Source organism: Amycolatopsis sp. NPDC049688 (assembly GCF_040674975.1).
Classification (GTDB): Bacteria; Actinomycetota; Actinomycetes; order Mycobacteriales; family Pseudonocardiaceae; genus Amycolatopsis.
This window is the reverse complement of record NZ_JBFANY010000009.1, coordinates 154867-176031: the sequence shown is the minus strand read 5'-3', so window position 1 is coordinate 176031 and position 21165 is coordinate 154867. Positions and strand designations below refer to the sequence as shown.

General features: G+C 71.9%; 21 protein-coding genes. 11 read left to right on the top strand and 10 right to left on the bottom strand.

Annotated elements, in window-relative coordinates; genetic code table 11:
* Nucleotides 1-30: 30 nt before the first annotated feature.
* Nucleotides 31-858 carry a cyclase family protein gene (locus AB0J55_RS27430; RefSeq protein ID WP_364254282.1) on the top strand — a complete coding sequence of 276 codons (828 nt, stop codon included), beginning with the start codon at nt 31-33 and terminating at the stop codon, nt 856-858.
* 49 nt (nt 859-907) lie between these two features.
* Here the strand turns inward: AB0J55_RS27430 and AB0J55_RS27425 are convergent, their stop codons facing one another.
* On the bottom strand, nt 908-3211 hold the full coding sequence (locus AB0J55_RS27425; protein ID WP_364254279.1) for an EAL domain-containing protein: 2304 nt from the start codon (nt 3209-3211) through the stop codon (nt 908-910).
* Between the two features lie 144 nt (nt 3212-3355).
* Between AB0J55_RS27425 and sigJ the strand changes: the two genes are divergently transcribed.
* On the top strand, nt 3356-4210 hold the full coding sequence (gene sigJ, locus AB0J55_RS27420) for an RNA polymerase sigma factor SigJ (RefSeq protein WP_364254276.1): 855 nt from the start codon (nt 3356-3358) through the stop codon (nt 4208-4210).
* On the opposite strand, the gene AB0J55_RS27415 is transcribed toward sigJ, so the two are convergent.
* A complete protein-coding gene (locus AB0J55_RS27415; protein WP_364254273.1) occupies nt 4207-4863 on the bottom strand; it encodes a helix-turn-helix domain-containing protein in 657 nt (218 codons plus the stop codon). The two genes, sigJ and AB0J55_RS27415, sit on opposite strands and share 4 nt — an antisense overlap.
* A gap of 88 nt (nt 4864-4951) precedes the next feature.
* On the opposite strand from AB0J55_RS27415, the gene AB0J55_RS27410 reads away from it, so the two are divergent.
* On the top strand, nt 4952-6058 hold the full coding sequence (locus tag AB0J55_RS27410; protein ID WP_364254270.1) for an NAD(P)/FAD-dependent oxidoreductase: 1107 nt from the start codon (nt 4952-4954) through the stop codon (nt 6056-6058).
* Here the strand turns inward: AB0J55_RS27410 and AB0J55_RS27405 are convergent.
* Nucleotides 6055-6225: a hypothetical protein gene (locus AB0J55_RS27405; protein ID WP_364254267.1), complete on the bottom strand. Its 171-nt coding sequence runs from the start codon at nt 6223-6225 to the stop codon at nt 6055-6057. The two genes, AB0J55_RS27410 and AB0J55_RS27405, sit on opposite strands and share 4 nt — an antisense overlap.
* 411 nt (nt 6226-6636) lie before the next feature.
* Here AB0J55_RS27405 and AB0J55_RS27400 point away from each other — a divergent pair, with 411 nt between their 5' ends.
* A complete protein-coding gene (locus AB0J55_RS27400; RefSeq protein ID WP_364254264.1) occupies nt 6637-7431 on the top strand; it encodes a hypothetical protein in 795 nt (264 codons plus the stop codon).
* A gap of 164 nt (nt 7432-7595) precedes the next feature.
* Nucleotides 7596-8228 (top strand): RNA polymerase sigma factor ShbA, encoded by a 633-nt coding sequence (gene shbA, locus AB0J55_RS27395; protein ID WP_364254781.1) that lies wholly within the window; start codon nt 7596-7598, stop codon nt 8226-8228.
* 11 nt (nt 8229-8239) lie between these two features.
* Here shbA and AB0J55_RS27390 read toward each other — a convergent pair whose 3' ends face one another.
* Nucleotides 8240-8755: a sigma-70 family RNA polymerase sigma factor gene (locus AB0J55_RS27390; RefSeq protein ID WP_364254262.1), complete on the bottom strand. Its 516-nt coding sequence runs from the start codon at nt 8753-8755 to the stop codon at nt 8240-8242.
* A gap of 257 nt (nt 8756-9012) precedes the next feature.
* Nucleotides 9013-9381 carry an RNA-binding S4 domain-containing protein gene (locus tag AB0J55_RS27385; RefSeq protein WP_364254259.1) on the bottom strand — a complete coding sequence of 123 codons (369 nt, stop codon included), beginning with the start codon at nt 9379-9381 and terminating at the stop codon, nt 9013-9015.
* A gap of 208 nt (nt 9382-9589) precedes the next feature.
* On the opposite strand from AB0J55_RS27385, the gene AB0J55_RS27380 reads away from it, so the two are divergent.
* Nucleotides 9590-11143 (top strand): GMC oxidoreductase, encoded by a 1554-nt coding sequence (locus tag AB0J55_RS27380; RefSeq protein ID WP_364254256.1) that lies wholly within the window; start codon nt 9590-9592, stop codon nt 11141-11143.
* 36 nt (nt 11144-11179) lie between these two features.
* On the opposite strand, the gene AB0J55_RS27375 is transcribed toward AB0J55_RS27380, so the two are convergent.
* Complete coding sequence (locus AB0J55_RS27375) at nt 11180-11662, bottom strand: carboxymuconolactone decarboxylase family protein (protein WP_364254253.1); 483 nt, start codon at nt 11660-11662, stop codon at nt 11180-11182.
* Nucleotides 11659-12735: a dihydrodipicolinate reductase gene (locus AB0J55_RS27370; RefSeq protein ID WP_364254250.1), complete on the bottom strand. Its 1077-nt coding sequence runs from the start codon at nt 12733-12735 to the stop codon at nt 11659-11661. The genes AB0J55_RS27375 and AB0J55_RS27370 overlap by 4 nt, the downstream gene beginning before the upstream one ends.
* Before the next feature lie 112 nt (nt 12736-12847).
* On the opposite strand from AB0J55_RS27370, the gene ilvD reads away from it, so the two are divergent.
* The gene (gene ilvD, locus AB0J55_RS27365) at nt 12848-14539 is read left to right on the top strand and encodes a dihydroxy-acid dehydratase (RefSeq protein ID WP_364254247.1); all 1692 of its coding nucleotides are present in this window, start codon (nt 12848-12850) and stop codon (nt 14537-14539) included.
* Here ilvD and AB0J55_RS27360 read toward each other — a convergent pair.
* Together AB0J55_RS27360 and AB0J55_RS27355 are read right to left on the bottom strand one after the other, a co-directional pair.
* Nucleotides 14518-15873 (bottom strand): fatty acid--CoA ligase family protein, encoded by a 1356-nt coding sequence (locus AB0J55_RS27360; protein WP_364254244.1) that lies wholly within the window; start codon nt 15871-15873, stop codon nt 14518-14520. The two genes, ilvD and AB0J55_RS27360, sit on opposite strands and share 22 nt — an antisense overlap.
* Nucleotides 15874-15888: 15 nt before the next feature.
* The gene (locus AB0J55_RS27355; protein WP_364254242.1) at nt 15889-16302 is read right to left on the bottom strand and encodes an SsgA family sporulation/cell division regulator; all 414 of its coding nucleotides are present in this window, start codon (nt 16300-16302) and stop codon (nt 15889-15891) included.
* A gap of 336 nt (nt 16303-16638) precedes the next feature.
* Between AB0J55_RS27355 and sigK the strand changes: the two genes are divergently transcribed.
* The 4 genes from sigK to AB0J55_RS27335 all read left to right on the top strand — a co-directional run bounded on the left by sigK (nt 16639) and on the right by AB0J55_RS27335 (nt 20169).
* Nucleotides 16639-17235, top strand: coding sequence for an ECF RNA polymerase sigma factor SigK (sigK, locus tag AB0J55_RS27350; RefSeq protein WP_364254239.1), 597 nt, complete (start codon nt 16639-16641; stop codon nt 17233-17235).
* On the top strand, nt 17232-17912 hold the full coding sequence (locus AB0J55_RS27345; protein ID WP_364254236.1) for an anti-sigma factor: 681 nt from the start codon (nt 17232-17234) through the stop codon (nt 17910-17912). Before sigK ends, AB0J55_RS27345 begins: the two co-directional genes overlap by 4 nt.
* Entirely contained in the window at nt 17905-19404 is a 1500-nt protein-coding gene (locus tag AB0J55_RS27340) for a molybdopterin-dependent oxidoreductase (RefSeq protein WP_364254233.1), read from the top strand. The genes AB0J55_RS27345 and AB0J55_RS27340 overlap by 8 nt, the downstream gene beginning before the upstream one ends.
* 93 nt (nt 19405-19497) lie before the next feature.
* Entirely contained in the window at nt 19498-20169 is a 672-nt protein-coding gene (locus AB0J55_RS27335) for a fasciclin domain-containing protein (RefSeq protein WP_364254230.1), read from the top strand.
* A gap of 1 nt (nt 20170) precedes the next feature.
* Here AB0J55_RS27335 and AB0J55_RS27330 read toward each other — a convergent pair whose 3' ends face one another.
* Nucleotides 20171-21163, bottom strand: a complete 993-nt coding sequence (locus AB0J55_RS27330) for an LLM class flavin-dependent oxidoreductase (RefSeq protein WP_364254227.1) — start codon at nt 21161-21163, stop codon at nt 20171-20173.
* Between the last annotated feature and the right edge of the window lie 2 nt (nt 21164-21165).

Below are 21165 nucleotides of genomic sequence, written 5' to 3'. Positions count from 1 at the left end.
TTCCTCCGGCACGGTGAAAGGTGATCCCTCATGCCGATGAGACGCAGGGTGCTGGCCGCGGGCCTGGCCGGGGTGTTCGGGGCCGCGCTGTCCGGGCGGACCGCACAGGCGGCGCAGGCGACCCCGCCGGTGCGGCTCGACCAGCTGAACCTGGTCAACCTCTCGCACGTCAACGATCCCGCCACGACCAACGTCTTCCCCGGCGACCCGGCCTTCGAGCTGGAGACCATCGCCACCATCCCGGAGGACGGCTACTACCTGCAGTTCGTCCGCGAGGGCGAGCACACCGGGACGCACTGGGGCGCGCCCGGCCACTTCAACACCGGCGAGCCGCTCGCCGACGACATGGATCCGGGTGACCTGTTCCGCCCGGCGGTGAAGATCGACGTGCGCGCGAAGGCCGCGGCGAACCCGGACTACGCCGTGACGATCGACGACCTCAAGGCGTGGGAGAAGTGCTACGGCCGGATCCCCGACGAGTCGGTCGTGGTGCTGTGGACCGGCTGGGACGCGAAGTGGGGCACGCCGGCGTACCCGAACACGGACGCGGACGGCGTGCTGCACCAGCCCGGCTTCTCGATCCCGGCGGTGCGCTGGCTGATCGACACGGGCCGGCTGGGCCGCCGCGGCGGCACGGGCACCGACACGTTCAGCCCGGACGTCGGCACGGACGAGACGTACACGGTGTCCAAGCTGGTCTACCGCCGCCACCGGATCAGCCTGGAGATCCTGGCGAACCTGAAGGCATTGCCGACGACGGGCGCGTGGGTCCTGGCGGGCGGCCCGATCAACCGCAGGGGCGCGGGTTCGACGGCAACGATCTTCGGCGTGCTGCCGCCGGGAGTGACGGCCGGCTAGCGCCCCAATGTTGCGTTGGACGCAACCAACGCCACATTGGAGCGCTTGGCTAGCCGGCGGAGAGGGTCGAGAGCCGCAGGGACGAGAGCGGGGCCGGGTGGCCGAACCGGTAGCCCTGGGCGGTGGTGCAGCCCGCGCGGGTGACCAGTTCGGCCTGCTCGGCCGTCTCGATGCCCTCCGCCACCACCGCCACGTCGAGGTCGGCGCACAGCCCGACCAGCGAGCGGCACAGCGCCGCGTCGCGGTCCGGGCGGACGCCGGTGGTCAGGGCGCGGTCCAGTTTGATCAGGTCGACCGGGAGCGCGTGCAGGACCGTCAGCGAGCTGTACCCGGCGCCGAAGTCGTCGAGCGCCACCCGCACGCCGAGGTCCTGCAGGCGGCGGATCGCCGCGGCGCCCGCGGCCAGGTCCGGCACCGGCACCGTCTCGGTGATCTCGAAGATCAGGCGTTCGGCCGGCAGGCCGTACCGGTCCAGCGCGGATCCGACGCTCTCCTCGAGCGACGCCGCGCCGAGGCGGCTCGCGCACACGTTGACGTGCACCGTCAGGTCGATCCCGGCCGTCGTGATCTCCCGGCAGGCCAGGTCCAGCACCAGCGCGTCCAGTTCCGCGCCGAGGCCGGCGCCTTCGGCGGCGCGGACGAACGTCTCGGGCGACACCGCCGTGCCGTCCCGCGCGGTCCAGCGGGCCAGTGCCTCGACCGCCACCGGCGTCTCGTCGGCCAGCCGGACGATCGGCTGGAACACCAGGGCGAACCCCTCCGGCAGGCCGCCGTCCGCGCGGCGCAGGGCCGACGGGAAGTCGGGCGGCCCGTCCGGCGACGGGTGGTAGACGACCGTGGTGTCCTTGCCGAGCCGCTTGCCCGCGTACATCGACGTGTCCGCGCGGCCCAGCAGCACGTCGGCGGTGATCGACGGTTCGGTGGGGTCCGGCACGACCAGGCCCATGCTCGCGCGGACCGGCACCAGCGTCCCGTGCACCGCGAACGGCCGCCGCAGCGCGCTCTGGATCCGGTCGGCGACCGCCTGCGGGGCGTCGACCTCGCCTTCCAGCAGGATCGCGAACTCGTCGCCGCCCAGGCGCGCGACGGTGTCGCCCGCCCGCACGCAGCTCAGCAGCCGCTGGGCGACGGCGTGCAGCAGCACGTCGCCGCCCGCGTGCCCGAACCGGTCGTTGACCTCCTTGAAGTCGTCCAGGTCGACGAAGATCAGCACGAGCGGCGGCCGGTCGGTCGCCTCGACGGCCCGGTCCAGCCGGTCGGCGAACAGCGCGCGGTTGGCCAGCCCGGTCAGCGGGTCGTGGTAGGCCTGGTGGGTCAGCTGCTGCTGGCCTTCGTACACCCGGCGCAGCAGCAACCGGTTGTCCAGCAACGAAAGCAGCTGCCGGGCCAGCACCAGGAACACCACGAGCGCGCCGACGAACACCTCGACGCCGTCCGGGCCCGCTCCGGCCACGATCTGCACGGTGATCAGCAGCGCGACCGCGGTGACGGGCAGGTACGGCAGCGCCAGCTGCCACCAGTCGACCCCGACCGGCTGGCCGGTGTCCTCGCGCCGCCGCGTGCCGGGGGTGACCAGCAGGGCGTAGGCGATGAACAGTGGGCCGAGCACGAACCCGCCGTCCGACCACGGCTTCATGCTCTCCGCGCCGATGCTGACCAGGTAGGCGAACACGCTGTCCGAGCAGGCCAGCGCGACGATCCCGACGGCGGCCAGCAGCAGGTTCGCGCGGTAGGGGCGGTCCACCCGGTCGAACACGACCAGCAGCACGGCGACGACCACGATGACCAGGTCCGAGAGCGGGTAGGCGATGGCGACCGCCCAGGTCAGCGCGTCCGGCCCGGTGGCCCGCACCAGCTGCCCGAGCGCCGCGGTCCAGGTCAGGATGAACAGCGAACCGGTGACGACGAGCCCGTCCAGCACCACCGCGACGCCGAAGTGCGCGGTCCACTGGGCGGGCTGCCAGCGTTCGCGGTCGGGGCGGATCCGCGCCCTGGCGAGGACGAAGAGGGCGGCGAGGGCGAACAGCGGGAAGCTCAGGTAGCCGACGTCGGCCAGCGACGGCGACGGCAGCCCGCGCCCGTCGACCAGCTGGTAGTACGACCAGGCGCACTGACCGAGCGACCAGCCGGCCATGCCGACCGCCACCAGTACGCGCCACCAGCGCTGGTGCCCGCGGACCCGGCGGGCGACCACCACCCCGCAGACGACCGCGCCGACCCCGGCGCTCAGCTGCATGGAGTCGTCGACCCAGAGGGCGAAGGTGTCGCCCCAGAACGCGAACCCGTTGACCACGACCAGGGCCGCCGCGACGAAGACGAGCAGGATCGCCACTGGGTACCGCCGCACTGTCATGGCACCTCACGCGGTCACGCACGCCGGTCGGACCGGCAAACACTACACCGGGCGTGATCAACCACAAGCGCACCGCACCGGCTGTCACACCCCGCCCCGCCGGTTCGTCAGGCAGGCGGGACAGCCGAGGCGAAGGAGACCAGAGTGACCGTGATCGGGCAGGAGCGGCAGCAGCTGGTCGGGCTCGCCTACCGGCTGCTGGGCTCGGTGAGCGACGCCGAAGACGTCGTCCAGGAGGCGTACGGCCGGTGGTACGCGCTGACCGGGCCGCAGCGCGAGGCGATCGGGTCGCCCGCGGCGTGGCTGACGACGGTGGCCGGCCGGATCTGCCTCGACCTGCTCGGCTCGGCCCGGGTGCGGCGGGAGCGGTACGTGGGGGAGTGGCTGCCCGAGCCGGTGCCCGCCGGCCGGCTCGCCGATCCGGCCGACCGCGTCACCCTGGACGAGTCGGTGACGATGGCGTTCCTGGTCGTGCTGGACGCGATGACGCCGGCCGAGCGGGTGGCGTTCGTCCTGCACGACGTCTTCGGCTACCCGTTCGCCGAGGTGGCGGCGGTGCTGGGCCGGACACCGGCGGCGTGCCGCCAGCTGGCCAGTGCCGCCCGGCGCCGGGTCGCCGCCTCGCGGCCGCCGTCGCCCGCCGACGGCCGCGCCGACGTCGTCCGGGCCTTCAAACGGGCCTGGGAGGCGAAGGACATCCAGGGGCTGGTCGGCCTCCTCGATCCGGGCGCGACCGCGGTCGCCGACGGCGGCGGTCTGGTCAGCGCGGTGCTGCGCCCGGTCGTGGGCGGCGAGCAGGTGGCGCGGTACGCGGTGCACCTCCTCGGCCGGCTCCCGGCGCTGGCGATCGAGGAAACCACGGTGAACGGGCAGCCCGGGCTGGTGGCGCGACGGGACGGTACCGTCGCGGCCGTCGTCGCGTTCGACGTGGCGGGCGGGGTGGTCCGGCGGATCTGGGCGGTGCGGAACCCGGACAAGCTCCGCCTCTGGCGGGCCTAGCGGAGGGTCGCGATCCCGGCCAGGAAGATGTCGATGCCGGCGAGGAACTGCTCGCGGTCGTCGTGGTCGCGCAGCTGGGCCGCCGCCCGGTGCACGAAGGGGTAGCGCTCCGGGTCCAGCGCCGCCCACTGGGCGGCGACGGCACCGAGGAAGGCCTCGCGGTCGGGCTCGGCGGAGAGGCGGGCGTTCGCGGCGTTCTGCCCGGCGACGCCGAGGACGTAGTTCACCAGCGCGCCCGCGGCGTCGAACAGCGCCCGCCCGGGCACGCCGAGCGCGGTGAGCAGGCCGCCGATGCGCTCGTAGATCTCCAGCAGCGCGGAACGCCACGGTTCCCGGGAGAGCTGGGCGCCGACCCAGGGGTGCTCGTCGATCGTGTCGAACAGGCCGAGTGCGACGGTCCGCAGCGCCTCCTGCGGGGAAGCGTCGGGCACGGCACCGGTGACGACCCGGCCGATGACGGCGTCGGTGGCCGCCGCGAGCAGGTCGCTCTTGTTCGCCACGCGGTGGTAGATCGCCCCGTAACCGGTGCTCAGGCGGGTGGTCAGCGCCCGGAAGGTCAGCGCGGCCTCGCCGCCTTCGTCGAGCAGCTCGGTCGCCGCCGCGACGATCACGTCCTTGGACAGCTCGTCGGTGCGCCGAGTCCTGGTGACCATGAGAGCAGTATCGCACGGTTGGATCGTCGATCCAAAACCGTGCTACCGTGAGTTTGGATCGACAATCCAAACTCTTCGGGAGGTACTCATGACGAACTCGGTCACGATCATCGGAGCGGGCCTCGGCGGCCTGGTGCTCGCTCGCGTCCTGCACGTCCACGGCGTCGGCGTCACCGTCTACGAGGCGGAGTCCTCGCCGGACGCGCGCCGCCAGGGCGGCCTGCTCGACATCCACCCCTGGAACGGCCAGCTGGCCCTCGAAGCGGCCGGCCTGACCGCTGGCTTCCGCCAGCTGATCCTCCCCGGCCGGGAGTCCTACCGTGTCCTCGACCGGACCGGGGCCGTGCTGCTCGACCGGCCCGACGACGGCACCGGCGAACGGCCGGAGGTCCCGCGCGGCGCCCTGCGGCAGCTGCTGCTGGACTCGCTGCCGGCCGGCACCGTCCGGTGGGGCCACAAGGTCACCGGGGTGCGGCCCCTCGGGGACGGCGGCCACGAGGTGAGCTTCGCCGACGGCACCGCCGTCGTCGCGCACCTGCTCGTCGGCGCGGACGGCGCGTGGTCGCGGGTACGCCCGGTGCTCTCCGCCGCGGAACCCGAGTACATCGGCGTCTCGGTCGTCGAGACGTTCCTGTTCGACGGCGACACCCGGCACCCGGCCACCGCGAAGGCGGTCGGCGGTGGCTCGCTGTTCGCGCTCGCCCCGGGCAAGGGGATCGGGGCGCACCGGGAGGGCGGCGGGGTCCTGCACGCGTACACGCAGCTGCTGAAGCCGCAGGACTGGCTCGCCGGTCTCGAGCCCGCCGCGGTGACGGCGCGGGTGCTCGAGGAGTTCGACGGCTGGGCTCCCGAGCTCACCACCCTGATCGCCGCCAGTGACGTCCCGCCGGTCGTGCGCCGGCTCTGCACCCTGCCCGCCGGGCACCGCTGGGAGCGCGTGCCGGGGGTGACCCTGCTCGGCGACGCCGCCCACCTGATGCCGCCGAACGGCGAAGGCGCCAATCTGGCCATGCTGGACGGCGCCGAACTCGGCCGGGCGATCGCCGCGCACCCCGGCGACGCCGAGGCCGCGCTGGCGGAGTACGAACAGCGCCTGTTCCCGCGCGTCGCCGCCGAAATGGCGGACGACGGCCTGTACGACGTCATGTTCGGGCCGGACGCGCCCCACAGCATGGTCGCCATGCTGACGGCCTAGCCGGGCCCACCGGTTTCGTGCCGGCTGCGCGGGGGCGGCACGACGAACGCGATCACCGTCGCGGCCAGGCCGGCGAGCACGGACACGTGCACGGCGGCCGGCACGGCGCTGATCAAGAACAGCCGCAGCGTCCCCGAAATCAGCAGGCGCCACATCTTCGGGCTCATGATCAACAAGTACCCGCGGCGGGCCGTCGCCAACCGGTGCCGGGGCAACGGCCGGGCCACGTTCACCCGGCGGGGTGGCCGCCGTTTCGACGTCTTCGACAGCCGGGGTGCGCGGCCGGCGTTTCGCCGCGGAATCGGAGTTTCTCGTTTGAGCGGCAAGAGGAAAGGAAACCGCGGTATAACGATCCGTTTCGCGCCCCGTGATCGGCTGGACATCGGCGGTGACGCTGGCGAACATTGACCTCCGTGCGTGGAAGGGGAGGAAAGGTGAGCCTCAGTGCGGCGGACGTGGTCGGTGAGCTCAAGGCCCTGCGCAAAGGGAGGGCAATTTTCACGACACCGCTCGCGGACCGGGTCGGCCCCGCATTGCGCAGCACTTGTGGCATTTCGGAAGATGACGGAACGGTCGAGATGCGGCGTAAGCTGTCCGACCGATTGCGGCCGCTGGTCGAGTCACTGCCGGACGACCTGAAGATCGCCCTGCTGGCGGCGTTCGCGCTGGACGAGCGGGCGCGGAAGCCGTTCTACCAGGACCGGGTGCACTGGGCGGCGATCACGCTCGACCGCGACGACCGGACGGTCCGGCGGCGGATCGACGAGGGAATCGAGCAGATCGCCGCCCTCGCCGTCGCGCCGCCCGGGCCGGAACTGCCGCGCTATCCGAGCCGCAGCTGGCACACCGAAGAACTGCGCGTCACGCTGGCTCTCGATCAACCGGTGCCGGAGGCGTTCGAATTCCGGCGGGTGATCGCGGACGCCGACGAAATCGCCGTCCTCGACCTCGCGTTGACGTTGCCGCTGTCCGGTGAATCCGGCGAATCGGTGCACGAGTCCGATCTCGGTGTCGACGTGTTCCACGGTGGTGTGATCGCCGGCCGCGGGATGGAATCGAGCGACCGGATCGGCTTCGCGCTGCGCCTCCCCGAGCCGTTGCAGCGGGGCGCCCGGCACGAGGTCGGGCTGCGGTTCCGGGCGAACCTGCGGGAGCCGCGGTACGTCTGCGTGCCGCGGCACCCGTGCGACCGGTTCGACCTGCACGTCCGGTTCGGGAACCGGGTGCCGGAGCGGATAGTCCGGCTGGACCAGGCCGCCCCGGGTGGCCCGTCGCGCGGCGGGGTGGTGCTGGCCGCCGACGAGGCGGGGGAGGTGCACGTGCGGTTCCGGCACCTGGCGCCGGGCTTCGCGTACGGCATCAGCTGGGGCTGAACCGCCGGTTACCGGACAATACCTGGACAACCACCACCGCCCTGCAACGTTGCAGGTCAGCGCCTCGATTACTCCAGATGTCGGACCGGGGAACGTCCACCCAGCATAATGTCCACTGTGGACGAACGGCCCGGCGGCGGACGCGAGGAGGGCCAGTGGAAACCATGATCCCCCAGGTGGCGCCGGTCGACGGCTACACCGTGCTGGCGGATTCGCCGCGGCCGGACGGCGGCCTGGTGAAGGAGCGGATCGACCCGGTGGTGGCGGCGGCCCGCGGCGGCGACCCGGACGCGGTCCAGGCGCTGCTGCGGCTGATCAAGCCGATGGTCGTGCGCTACTGCCGGGCCCGGATCGGGGGCCGCGACCTCTCCTACCTCTCGGCCGACGACGTCGCGCAGGAGGTGTGCCTGGCGGTGCTGAAGGTGCTGCCGAACTACCAGGACCGCGGCGGTTCCTTCGTCTACCTGGTGCGCGCCATCGCGGCGAACAAGGTGGCCGACGCCTTCCGTTCGGTGGCCAGGGACCGCTCGAAGCCGGTCCCGGAGCTCCCGGACCGCCCGCTGGGCGGCAACGAGCCGGAGAACCACGTCCTGGAGCTGGACCTCGGCGCCCGCCTGGGCCGGCTGCTGGCGTTGCTGCCGCCCCTGCACCGGGAAATCCTGTCGCTGCGGATCATCGCCGGCCTGTCGGCGAACGAGACGGCGGAGGCTCTCGGCATTTCCCCGGGCAACGTCCGCATCACGCAGTACCGCGCCCTGACGAAGCTGCGCGGCATGATCGGCGACCGCGGCCTCTGAGGGCGGCGAACTCACCCCGCCGGGGTAGCAGCTTCTCGGTCGGTCACGGCCTTCCGCAGCTGGCCGAGGGCGCGGTGCTGAGCCACCCGCACCGCGCCCGGGGTCGAGCCGACGGCCGTCGCGGTTTCTTCGGCGGACAGGCCCACCAGCACGCGCAGCACGACGATCTCCCGTTGCTTCCGGGACAGCACCCGCAGCAGCTTCGCCATCCGCTCGCCCAGCTCGCGCCGCAGGACGTGGTGTTCGGGGTCCGGCGACGAGTCGGCCCCGTCCGGCAGCTCGGCCACCGGCTCGTCCCACTGCCGGGCGGCGGCCCGCCGCGCCGCCGCGACCTGGTGGCGGGCGATGCCGCGGACGAAGTCCCCGAACGGCCGCCCCGGCGGCCGCCGCGGCAGGGCTTCGAGCAGTTCCAGGCAGGCTTCCTGGGCGACGTCGTCGGCCGCGTCCGGATCGAGGTGGGCGCGGCAGTAGCGCACCACGAGCGGCCGGGCCGCGACCAGCAGTCTGTCGGAGGTTGGGCTCGTCATGCGGGGCAACTACCCCCGTTCCGCGCCGCCCGACCGGTTTCGCGCGGATTCCCGGCAATTTCCGGGCCGGCCAGGGGATCGGCGACGATCCCGGGCCGGAACGCGGAAATGACCTAGTCCTGCGCGGCCGGCCGGCTTCGGTTCGCCCGCCGGGCCGTTCCCGGGACTCCTGGCGAACCGGAACGCGTCGAGCGCTTCGGTCCGCCTCGCCACTGGCGAGCCGCGCCGGCTCGACCGGCGGCCCGCGTGGCCCGTTCCTAGGGCTCCTGCCGCGACCGGAACGCGTCGAGCACGCGACGCTCCCGTTTGGTCGGCCGGCCCGCGCCGCGGTCGCGGCGGGCGACCGGGATCGCCGTTTCCGGGGGAGGCTTCGGGGTCCGGTCCACGTAGCACGTCGCCGCGTCCGGGGCGCCCACGCGCTTCTGGATCACGCGGACCACGTCGAGCACCTTCGTCGTTCCGCCGACGCGCAGGCGCACTTCGTCGCCCGGGACGACCGTGGTCGCCGGTTTGGCCGGCTTGTCGTTGACGCGCACGTGGCCGCCCCGGCACGCCGCCGCGGCGTCCGGGCGGGTCTTCGTCAGCCGGACCGCCCAGAGCCAGCGGTCCACTCGGGTGGACTCCACAGTCGTCCATCATGGCCCATTCAGCGGCACCGCCGCGCGAGCCCGACAGGTTACTCGCGGGTATATGTCGACTTGTCTGCAGCACCAAGCTATAACTTGTTCTAAATACCTCAACGGTGAGGAACCAAGTATGAGCGACGAACCCCTGTGGAGAACAACTTCCAACCCTGTTTCCCGTCGCCTCTTCATTGCTGGAACCGGTTCTATCTTGGCCGGTGCCGCGCTGGCCGGCCGGGCCGCCGCCGCACCGGCGCAACCCGCCGCCATCGCCGACGGCGCCCAGGTGTCCGCGCTGGTCATCGGGACCGGGTACGGCGGCTCGGTCGCCGCGCTGCGGCTCGCCCAGGCCGGCGTCGACGTGCAGATGGTCGAAATGGGCATGGCCTGGGACACCCCGGGTCCGGACGGCAAGATCTTCTGCGCCACGCCCAATCCGGACCAGCGGTCGTTCTGGTTGCGCACCAGGACGAAGCAGCCGTTCTCCAACTTCCTCGGGTTCCCGATCGACAAGGACATCCCGCGCTACACCGGCATCCTCGACGCCGAGGAGTTCGGCGGCATCATCGTGTACCAGGGCCGCGGCGTCGGCGGCGGCTCGCTCGTCAACGGCGGCATGGCCGTGACGCCGAAGCGGGAGAACTTCGGCGCGATCCTGCCGACGGTCAACGCCGACGAGATGTACAACGTCTACTACCCGCGCGCCAACGCGGGCCTCGGCGTCGCCAGTATCCGCCCGGCCTGGTTCGACTCCACCGACTGGTACCAGTTCGCCCGCGTCGGCCGGAAACAGGCCCAGCGGTCCGGTTTCCCGTTCGTGTTCGTGCCGGACGTGTACGACTGGGACTACATGGAGCAGGAGGCGGCGGGCACCGTCCCGAAGTCCGCGCTGGCCGGGGAAATCCTGTTCGGCAACAACTACGGCAAGAAGTCGCTGCAGAAGACCTACCTGCCGAAGATCGCCGCGACCGGCCGGGTCACCATCTCGCCGCTGCACCGCGTGACGCAGGTGGTGCCGGCCGCCGGCGGCGGTTACACGGTGACGATCGAGCAGCTGACCACGGCCGGCGCGGTGTCCACGATCAAGACCGTCACGGCGGACACGGTGTTCTTCGCCGCGGGCAGTGTCGGCACGAGCAAGCTGCTGGTGAAGCTGAAGGCGACCGGCGCGCTGCCGAACCTGAACGGCGAAGTCGGCAAGGGCTGGGGCGACAACGGGAACGTGATGGTCGGGCGGGCCAACCAGATCTGGGACCCGACCGGGGCCTCCCAGTCGACCATCCCGTGCGGCGGCATCGACAACTGGAACGCGGGCGGCGCCTTCGCGGAGGTCGCGCCGCTGCCGACCGGGATCGAGACGTGGGCGTCGTTCTACCTGTCGATCACGAAGAACCCGAACCGCGCGCAGTTCACCTGGAACCCCACGACGCGCGCGGTGGAGCTGAACTGGCAGACGGCGTGGAAGCAGCCGTCGATCGACATGGCGAAGACCATCTTCGACAAGATCAACTCCACCGAGGGCACGATCTACCGGACCGACCTGTTCGGGACGTACAAGATCTGGGGCGACCATCTCACCTACCACCCGCTCGGGGGCGCGGTGCTCGGCAAGGCGACCGACAACTACGGCAGGCTCGCCGGCTACCAGGGCCTGTACGCGATCGACGGCTCGCTGATCCCGGGCAACACCAGCGTCAACCCGTTCGTCACCATCACCGCGCTGGCGGAACGCAACATCGAGAAGATCATCGCGCAGGACTTCTGATCTCCGCGTAGTGAGGGGCGCCGCCCCCGCCCCTCACTACCGGTGTGACGGCAGCACGCAGACGGTGTCGAGGCCCAGGACGTGGTTGAGCCGTCCGAAGGCGAGCCAGGCACCGAGGCTCATGGACAGCTCGACGATCTCCTGCTGGCTGTAGGAAGCGGACATCCGCTTCCAGAACTCGTCGTCGAGGTTGTGGTGGTCGGTCGCGTACCGCTCGGCGTACTCCGCCGCCAGCCGGGTGCGGTCGTCGAAGCGGTCCGTGGTGCGCCAGTCGAGGACCGCGTCCGCGAACTCCGGCTCGACCTTGACGCCGTCGCGTTCGGTGCGCCAGTCGAGGCAGAAGACACAGCCGTTGATCTGCGCGATCCGCAGCCGCGCGGCCTCGAACTCCCGCAGCCCCAGCGTCGTGTGTTCGTACACCGCCAGCGAGAACTTCGAAGCGGCGATCCCGATGCCGGGCACCATTTCGCCCCAGACGTACCCGATCGGGTCCTTGCCCGCGGGGATGTCGATGTTCACGGACGGCTCCTTCCGAGCTTGCCGGCTGCCGGGCGCAGCGGGACGTCGAGTGCGTCGTAGAGGCCGGGTTCGGCCGCGGCCAGCCAGTCGATCGCGCCGACCAGCCGTCCGACGGCGGTGGCGTTCCCGCCCGCCGACCGGTTTTCGCCTTCGTCGGTCGCCTCGACGGTGACTTCGATGCGGGGCCGGCCTTCGATGATCACGCGGTGCGCGCCGTCGCCGCTGGGCGGCGTGGGCCAGTCCGGGGCGCAAGAGGGGTGGATGCGCGTCACGTGCTCGATGACGATCCGCGGCTCGCCGCCGACGATCCCCTGCACCTCGAACCGCACCGCGCCCTGGGTGCCCTTTTCGAACTCGCCCATGGTCCGCGTGGCGACCGTTTCTTCGAGGAGACGCCGTTCGAGGGTCTCGCGCAGTTCGCTGACCTCGACGCCGAGGCCGCGGGCGATCAGCCGGACCTGCCCGCCCCACACCATCGACGGCACGCCGGTCATCAGCATCGGCGGGTCGTAGTCCATCGGCTGGCCCATCCCGACCAGGTACCGGACGGAGTCGGGCTGCTCGTAGGTCGAGTAGTCGAAGATCTCCTGGCAGCGGACGGCGTCGACGTCGGTGCCGAGCCCGCTGATCAGCAGCGGCAGCACGTCGTTGCCCCAGCCGGGGTCGACACCGGAGACGAACAGCGACCCGCCGCCGTCGGCGATCGCGGCCAGCACCGGGTCGCGCAGCTCTTTCGGCGCGTTCCGCTGGTCGTAGAGCGGGTACAGGGCCGGGGTCACGACGACCGCGCCCGCCCGGACCGCGCGCACGATGTCGGCGAGCGCGTCGTCGAACCGGACGTCACCCGAAGCGGCGTACACGACCGCGCGCGGGCTCGCCGCCAGGACGGCTTCGATGTCGTCCGTCGCGGCGACCCCCAGCTCGCCGGCGCCGGCCAGCTCGCCGGCGTCCTTGCCGACCTTGGCGCTGTCGTGGACCAGCACCGCGGTGAGCTTCAGCGCCGGATGGGCGTCGACGGCCCGGATTGCCGCACGGCCGACGTTGCCCGTGCCCCACACCACTGTGGCGATCATGGCCCGAGTTTTCGCCGGTGTTCCGCGCGCGGACAGGAAATCGTTCCGGCCAGCGGACCGCGCGTCCGTTGGTAACATGACCAGCGCCCGAACGTCGTATCGGAGGCCCGCGATGACGATCGACCCGAAGCCCCGCAGCCGCACGGTGACCGACGGCATCGAGGCCGCGCCCGCGCGCGGCATGCTCCGCGCCGTCGGGATGGGGGACGGCGACTGGCGGAAACCGATCATCGGGGTCGCCAGCTCGTGGAACGAGATCACGCCGTGCAACCTGTCGCTGGACCGGCTGGCCCAGGCGTCGAAGGAAGGCGTGCACGCGGCCGGCGGCTACCCGCTGCAGTTCGGCACCATCTCGGTGTCCGACGGCATCTCCATGGGCCACGACGGCATGCACTTCTCGCTGGTCTCCCGCGAGGTCATCGCCGACTCGGTCGAGACGGTGATGCAGGCCGAGCGGCTCGACGGCTCGATCCTCCTGGCCGGCTGCGACAAGTCGCTGCCGGGCATGCTGATGGCCGCCGCGCGCCTCGACCTGGCGTCGGTGTTCCTCTACGCGGGCACGATCGCCCCCGGCTGGGTGAAGCTCACCGACGGCACCGAGAAGGACGTCACGCTCATCGACGCCTTCGAGGCGGTCGGCGCGTGCCGGGCCGGGCGGCTCAAGACCGACGACCTCGACCGCATCGAACGCGCCATCTGCCCCGGTGAGGGCGCCTGCGGCGGGATGTACACGGCGAACACGATGGCGTCGGCGGCCGAAGCGATGGGGATGAGCATGCCGGGGTCGGCCGCGCCGCCGTCCGCGGACCGCCGCCGCGACCACTACGCGCACCTGTCCGGCGAAGCCGTGGTCGGGCTGCTCGAAAAGGGCATCACCGCGCGGGACATCCTCACGCGGGAGGCGTTCGAGAACGCCATCACCGTCGTGATGGCCCTCGGTGGTTCGACCAACGCCGTGCTGCACCTGCTGGCCATCGCGCACGAGGCGAAGGTTCCGCTGACGCTCGACGACTTCAACGCCGTCGGCGACCGCGTGCCGCACCTGGGCGACCTCAAGCCGTTCGGCCGGTACGTCATGAACGACATCGACCGGCACGGCGGCATCCCGGTGCTGATGAAGGCCCTGCTCGACGAGGGGCTCATCCACGGCGACGCGCTGACCGTCACCGGGCGCACGGTGGCCGAGAACCTCGCCGAGCTCGACCCGGACCCGATCGACGGCGACGTCCTGCGCACCCTGGACAACCCGCTGCACCCGACCGGCGGCATCACCATCCTCCGCGGCTCGCTCGCCCCCGAAGGCGCCGTCGTGAAGTCCGCGGGCTTCGACACGGCCAACTTCGAGGGCCCGGCGCGCGTGTTCGAGCGCGAGCAGGAGGCGATGACGGCGCTGAACGAGGGCCGGATCGAGGCCGGCGACGTCGTCGTCATCCGCTACGAAGGCCCCAAGGGCGGCCCGGGCATGCGGGAGATGCTCGCCATCACCGCGGCGATCAAGGGTGCCGGGCTCGGCCGCGATGTCCTGCTGCTGACCGACGGGCGGTTCTCCGGCGGCACCACCGGCCTGTGCATCGGCCACGTCGCACCGGAGGCCGTCGACGGCGGCCCGATCGCGTTCGTGCGCACCGGTGACCGGATCGCCGTCGACATCAAGGCGCGCAGCATCGACCTGCTGGTCGACGCGGCCGAGCTGGCCCGGCGCCGGGAAGGCTGGGAGCCGCTGCCGAACAAGTTCCCGGAGGGCGTGCTCGGCAAGTACGTCAAGCTGGTGCGGTCGTCGTCCTACGGTGCCGTCACGAGCTGAGCGAGGGCCCGCTTGTCGACCTTGCCGACGTCGGTGAGCGGCAGCGCGTCGGCGAAGTCCACCCTCGCCGGGACGTAGTGCTCCTGGCCGAAGGCGTCCCACGCGTGCGCCTTCAGGTCGGCTGCCGTGACTTCGCCCGTCGCGACGACGACTGCGTGCAGCCGGTCGCCGTGGCCGAACACGGCGGCGTTCCGCACCGCCGGGTGCGTCTCCAGCGCGTGTTCGACGACGGTCGTGGGGACCTTCGTGCCGTGCTCGCCGACCACGACGACGTCGTCGGCGCGGTCGAGCAGGTAGAGGTAACCCTCGTCGTCGAAGCGGCCGAGGTCGCCGGTGCGCAGCCAGCCCGCGCCGACCTCCGGTCCGCCGAGGTAACCGTCCATCATGGACAGTCCGCGCACCTCGACCTCGCCGTCGCCGGTGATGCGGGCCTCCATGCCGGGCACGATCCGGCCGACCGAGCCGAGCCGGTCCGGGCGGCCGGTCAGCTCGGCGGCCGAGATGCTCGCGATCATCGGCGCCTCGGTGAGGCCGTAGCCCTGCCCGACGACCGGGCCGAAGACCTCGAGGGCCTGGGCGAGCCGGTGCGGCGGCAGCGGTGCGGCGCCGAGGGACAGCGAGCGGACGCTGCTGAGGTCGGTGCTCTTCCTCGCCGGGTGGTCCAGGAGCGCGGCCAGCCGCGGCGGGGTCAGGGAGAGCGCGTCGATGCGGTGTTCCTCAATCGCTTCAAGGACGGCTCCTGCGTCGAATCCGTCGTGGATGACGAGGGTGTCCTGCCGCAGCAGCGTGCCGAGCGCGGTCGCGTTGCCGGTCATGTGCGTCATCGGGGCGACCAGCAGCGTGCGGCCCGGGCCGTCCTCCGACGGCGTGAAGATGTACGCCATACCGTCGTAGATGCCGCTGTGGCGGATCAGCTTCGGGGTGCCGGTGGTGCCGCCGGTGGGGAAGAGGAGGCGGACGGTCTCCGGCGGATTCAGCGGCTCGGGCTCGCCGTCGAGGTCGTCGAGGGTGCGGACGTCGCCCGCGGGCCAGGCCTCCGGACGGTCGGTGACGACGGTGGCGCCGCTCGCCGCGGCGAGCCGGTCTGCTTTCGGCGCCGAGGCCGGGACCATGAGCACGGTCGCGCCGCGGAGGAGCCCCGCCAGCTGGACGAGGACGGTTTCGGGCCGGTTGCGCAGGTCGACGGCGAGGGTTTCGACGTCGCCGAGGCCGCCGTGCAGGCGGCGCAGCCGGTCGCGGGCCTGGTGGTGGGTGGTGACGCCGTCTTGGACGAAGAGCGGCCGGTCACCACCGTCGTCGAGCGCGGCCAGGACCCTCGTCAGGAAGAAGCTCACGCTCGTGGACGGTACTCAGTCCTGGTAGGAAAGCTTTTCCATTTCCTCGTCGAAGTCGAACCAGTCGCTCTCGCTGCCGGCCGGGACGACGTCGTAGGTCCGGTCGAGGAAGGCTGCGATCTCCTTCGCGGGCGCTTCGAGCACCGCGGCGCCGTCCGGGGAGCTCAGCTCCACGACGACCAGCGCGGGGTCGCCGGCGGGGCCGATGCGCACGTCGCCGTCGCCGCAGCGGGCGAGGAGGCCGTCGGACAGGAGATCGCGGCCGAAAAGCCACCGGACCGCGCTCGGGCCGGCGTGCAGCACCACGGCGACCGCGTACGGGTCGAGGGTGTCGTACTCCAGCTCGGCCGGCACCGGTCGTGGCCCGGCACCGAAGGTGCGCAGGGCGAAGTCGATGCGGGCGCTGATCACGCTGTTCGGGTCGGTCATGGGACCGCCTTTGCTACTCGTCGGTTAACTTCGTCTGGTTCCAGGGATAACCCATAGTCAGTTCAACGCCCAGCGTTCCGAATAACTTTCACACTCTGGGGTGATCAAGAAGTGTCCGAGGTCACCGTCCGCGTGGCCGAACGGGCAACTCCCTCACGCACGGTCATTGCCGGTGACTGAACCCTGCCGCACCTGAAATTCGGAGCCGCACGCGCGCCGGATGGGTCCCGGCGCCGGATTTGCGCCGTCCGGGTGGGAAAGGCCACCGCACACCAGTCCGCTTCGCCGTCCGGTCGCGAACCCCCGGCAAGTCAGGGGTGACGTGGAGGTCAGCGAATGGGTGAGCGTGGGCGGCTACGGCTGCAGCCGGACGGGGCGCCGGCGCCCCCGCCGAGCGCGGAAGAACTGCTCGCGCGGGTGGCGGCGGGCGACGAACCGGCGTTCGCGGCGCTGTACGACGTCGTCGCCGGTCCGGTGCTCGGCCTCGCGACGCGGGTGCTGCGCAACCACGCGCAGGCCGAGGAGGTGACGCAGGAGGTGCTGGTGGAGGTGTGGCGCAAGGCCACGCGGTACGAACCGGAGCGCGGCGGCGCGCTGTCGTGGGTGCTGACCATCGCCCACCGCCGGGCCGTGGACCGCGTGCGCTCGCACCAGGCCGGTGTCGACCGCGAGGAGCGGGCCGGCCTGATGGACGTGCGGCGGCCGTTCGACGAGGTCACCGAGTCCACTTTGGCCGGTCTGGAGCAGCAGCGGGTGCGGCAGTGCCTGGCCGCGCTGACCGGCCTGCAGCGCGAGTCGATCGTGCTGGCCTACTACAACGGCTACACCTACCCCGAGGTCGCCGAGGTGCTGAAGGTCGCGCCGGGCACGGTCAAGACCCGCATCCGCGACGGCCTGATCCGGCTGCGCGACTGCCTGGGGGTGGACCGGTGACCGCCGAACTGCACATGCTGACCGGGGCATACGCCCTGGACGCGGTGTCCGATGTGGACCGCGCCGAATTCGAACGGCACCTCGGCGAATGCGACGCCTGCCGCCAGGAGGTCGCCGAGCTGCGGGCGACCGGCGCGCGGCTGGGCCTGGCCGCCGAGGTGGACCCGCCGCCGCAGCTGAAGCTGCTGGTGCTCGCCGACGTGGCCCGCACCCGCCAGCTGCCGCCGAAGCTGCCGGTCGTGCGGCGGCTGAGCCGGGCCAAGACCTGGCAGCTGCGCGTGTCGCTCTTCGGCGCGGCCGCCGCGGCACTGGTCGCGGTCCTGTTCGGCGTCACCAGGACACCCGCGCCCGTCGACTCGGTGCTGAGCGCGCCGGACGCGTCCGCGATCCAGGCGGTCGGCGAAGGGCACGCCACGCTCGTCGTCTCACGCAGCCGCCACCAGGCCGTGCTGCTCGCCTCGGACCTGCCCGCGCTCGACGCCGGGCACGTCTACCAGGTGTGGCTGATCGGCACCGGCGGTGCGCGCTCGGCCGGGCTGATGTCGACCGAGAAGTCGCAGCGGATGCTCGTGGCCGATCTGCCGCCCGACGTCGACCGGATCGGGATCACCGTCGAGCCCGCGGGTGGCTCGGCCGGCCCGACCACCCCCGCCGTCACCAGGATTTCCCTTGCGTAGCCGCGGGTGGGCCGCCCTGGCCGGGGTCTTGGCGCTCGCCGCCGCGCTGGCGGCGGGGCACCTCGTGGCCGGGTTCGTCGGCGTCAACGCGTCGCCCTACCTGGCGGTCGGCAACGGCGCCATCGACCTGACGCCGGTGTGGCTGAAGGACTTCGCCGTCCGCACCTTCGGCACCTACGACAAGCTCGTGCTGCTGTCCGGGATGGCCGTGGTGCTGGTGCTCGTCGCGGCGGTCGCGGGTTTGCTGTCGCGCCGCACGCCGGTGCCGGGGCTGGTGGTGATCACCGGGTTCGGGCTGGTCGGCCTGGTTGCGGTGTACGCGCGGCCCGACCTCGACGGGGTCGCCCTGCTCGCCCCGCTGGCGAGCCTGGTCGCCGGGGTGGCCACGTTCGCGTTCCTGCACCGGCTCGACCTCGCTCCGGATCGTTCGCGCCGGACGGTGCTGCTGGCGGGCGCCGGTGTCCTCGCCGGGGCCGGGGTCGCGGGCCTCGGCGGGCAGCTGCTCGCCGGCCGCCGGGACGCGGCGGCGTCGCGCGAAGCGGTCGGGCGGCTCGTCCCGGCCCGGACCGCGCCGATGATCCCGGCCGACGCCGACTTCGCGAAGCTGGGGACGCCGACGTTCCTGACCCGCAACGACCGCTTCTACCGCGTGGACACCGCGCTGACCGTGCCGCAGGTGCGGGCCGAGGACTGGAGCCTGCGGCTGCACGGCCTGGTCGGCCGCGAAATCCGGTACCGCTACGGCGACATCCGGAACCGGCCGCTGGTGGAACGCACGATCACGATGACCTGCGTGTCCAACGAGGTCGGCGGCACCTACGTGTCCACCGCGAACTTCGTCGGCGTCGACCTGGCCGACCTGCTCGAAGAGGCCGGGGTGCGGCCCGGCGCCGAGCAGCTCTTCTCGTCCAGTGTGGACGGCTGGACGTCGGGCAGCCCGGTCGCCGCGGCGCTGGACCGGTCGCGCGGGGCGATGCTCGCGATCGGCATGAACGGCGAGCCGCTGCCGATCGAGCACGGTTTCCCGGCCCGGCTGGTCATTCCCGGCCTGTACGGGTACGTGTCGGCCACGAAATGGGTGACCGACCTCGAAGTCACGACCTGGGACGCCCGGCAGGCGTATTGGCTGAAACGTGGGTGGAGCCGCGAGGCGCCGATCAAGACACAATCGCGCATCGATACGCCGAAGGGGTTTGAAACCGTTTCTTCCGGGAAGGTGCGGGTCGCCGGGATCGCCTGGGCGCAGCACACCGGGATCGCGAAGGTCGAGCTGCGCATGGACAACGGTCCGTGGCGGGAAGCCATGCTGTCCCACGAAGTCAACGCCGAAACCTGGCGCATGTGGTGGCTCGGGTTCGATGTCGCACCCGGCGGCCACCAGGTCGCCTGCCGGGCGACCGACAAAAGCGGGTACACGCAGACCGAAATGCGCGCCGGAACCGTGCCCGACGGCGCGACCGGGTGGCACAGCATCGCGTTCACCGCGCGGTGACCCGCATCACTCGAATGGAGCCAATCTGTTTTGGGGATGGCTCCGAATACCGATCAAGAAGAAGTTCTTCAGCCGCATATGGGAGTGATTTTCGTGACCAAGCTTCGTGTCGCCGGAATCGGCGTCGCCGCTGTCGCCGCCCTTTCGCTGACCGCGTGCAGCGGTAGCGACACCGCTTCGTCGGGCAGTTCCAGCAGCTCGATGCCGTCGTCGTCGGTGCCGGCGCCCACGTCGAGCATGGCGTCCGGGGCCGGCAACGGCGTGACCACCAACGCCGACGTGTTCGGCCCGGCCTGTTCGCAGCTGCCGCAGGGGTCCGCGCCCGGTTCGCTGGACTCGATGGGCCCGCAGCCGGTCGCCTCGGCGGCGTCGACCAACCCGCTGCTGACCAAGCTGGTGGCGGCGGTCAAGGCCACCAACCTGGTCGACACGCTGAACAGCCAGGAGGCCATCACGGTCTTCGCGCCGGCCGACCCGGCGTTCGCCGCGCTGGGCGACGCCAAGTTCAACGAGCTCGCCGGCAAGCCCGCCGAGCTGGCGCCGATCCTGCAGTACCACGTGGTCGGCAAGCGTTACGACGCCAAGGGTCTCGCCGCCGCGGGCTCGGTGGACACGCTCAACACCGCCGGCGGCCCGGTGAAGATCGAGGGCTCGGGCGAGAACATGACGATCAACGGCGCGAAGATCCTGTGCGGCAACATCCCCACGAAGAACGCGACGGTCTTCGTGATCGACAAGGTGCTGACGCCGGGCACCAACCAGTGATCTAGCGCCCGAGCAGGGGGCCGAGGCGTTCCGCGATGTCGGTGAGGATCTGCACGTAGTCTTCGTGTTCGAAGGTGAACGGCAGGGCGAAAGCCACCTCGTCGATCTCGCGGAACGCCTCGTGCGCGTGCAGCCGCTCGGCGATTTCCGCGGACGTGCCGACGAAGTCGGGGGAGAAGAGCATCCGCGCGGGGCCCTGCGGTTCCTTGGTGCGGGGCAGCCGTTTTTCGGCGTAGGCCAGGTATTTGGCCCGCTGTTCCGGCGTCGCGTTGTCGGTGGGGATCACGACCAGGCCCTGCGAGATGCGGCCGGCGGGGTGCTGCTCGCGGAACGTCCGGATGTGCGAGAGCTGGATTCCGGCGAAGTCCGTGCTCTCGCCTTCGGCCTTGACCACGCTGCTGGTCAGGAAGTTCATCCGGTGCTTGCCCGCCCATTCCGCCGAGCGCAGGCTCGCCCCGCCGTACCAGAGGCGGTCGCCGAGGCCGGGCGACTGCGGCTGGACGCGGTCCGAGAACACCTCGAAGCCCGCGGTGCCGCTGAAGCCCGTCGCCGGCTCGCCGCGCACGAAGCCGAGCAGCCGTTCCACGCGGCCGTAGGAGAAGTCCTCGACGTCCGCGGTGTCCGGGTAGAGGGCGTGCTTGACCTCGTCCCAGCGCATCGGCGGCCCGACGCTGATCCCCGGGTTGAGCCGCCCGCCGGAGAGCAGGTCGACGGTGGCGAGGTCCTCGGCGAGCCGCAGCGGGTTCTCCCAGCCGAGCGGGATCACGGCGGTGCCGAGCTCGATCCGGCTGGTCCGCTGCGACGCGGCGGCCAGCACGGCGACCGGCGAGGAGATGCCGTACTGGAGGTGCCGGTGGCGCACCCAGGCGCTGTCGAACCCGAGCTGTTCGCCCAGTTCGATGATCTCCAGGGTGGACTCGTGGCCCCGGCGCGGGTCGGCGGCGTCGAACAGGCCGATGGTCAGGAAGCCGAGCTTCCGCAGAGGACGTGACACGG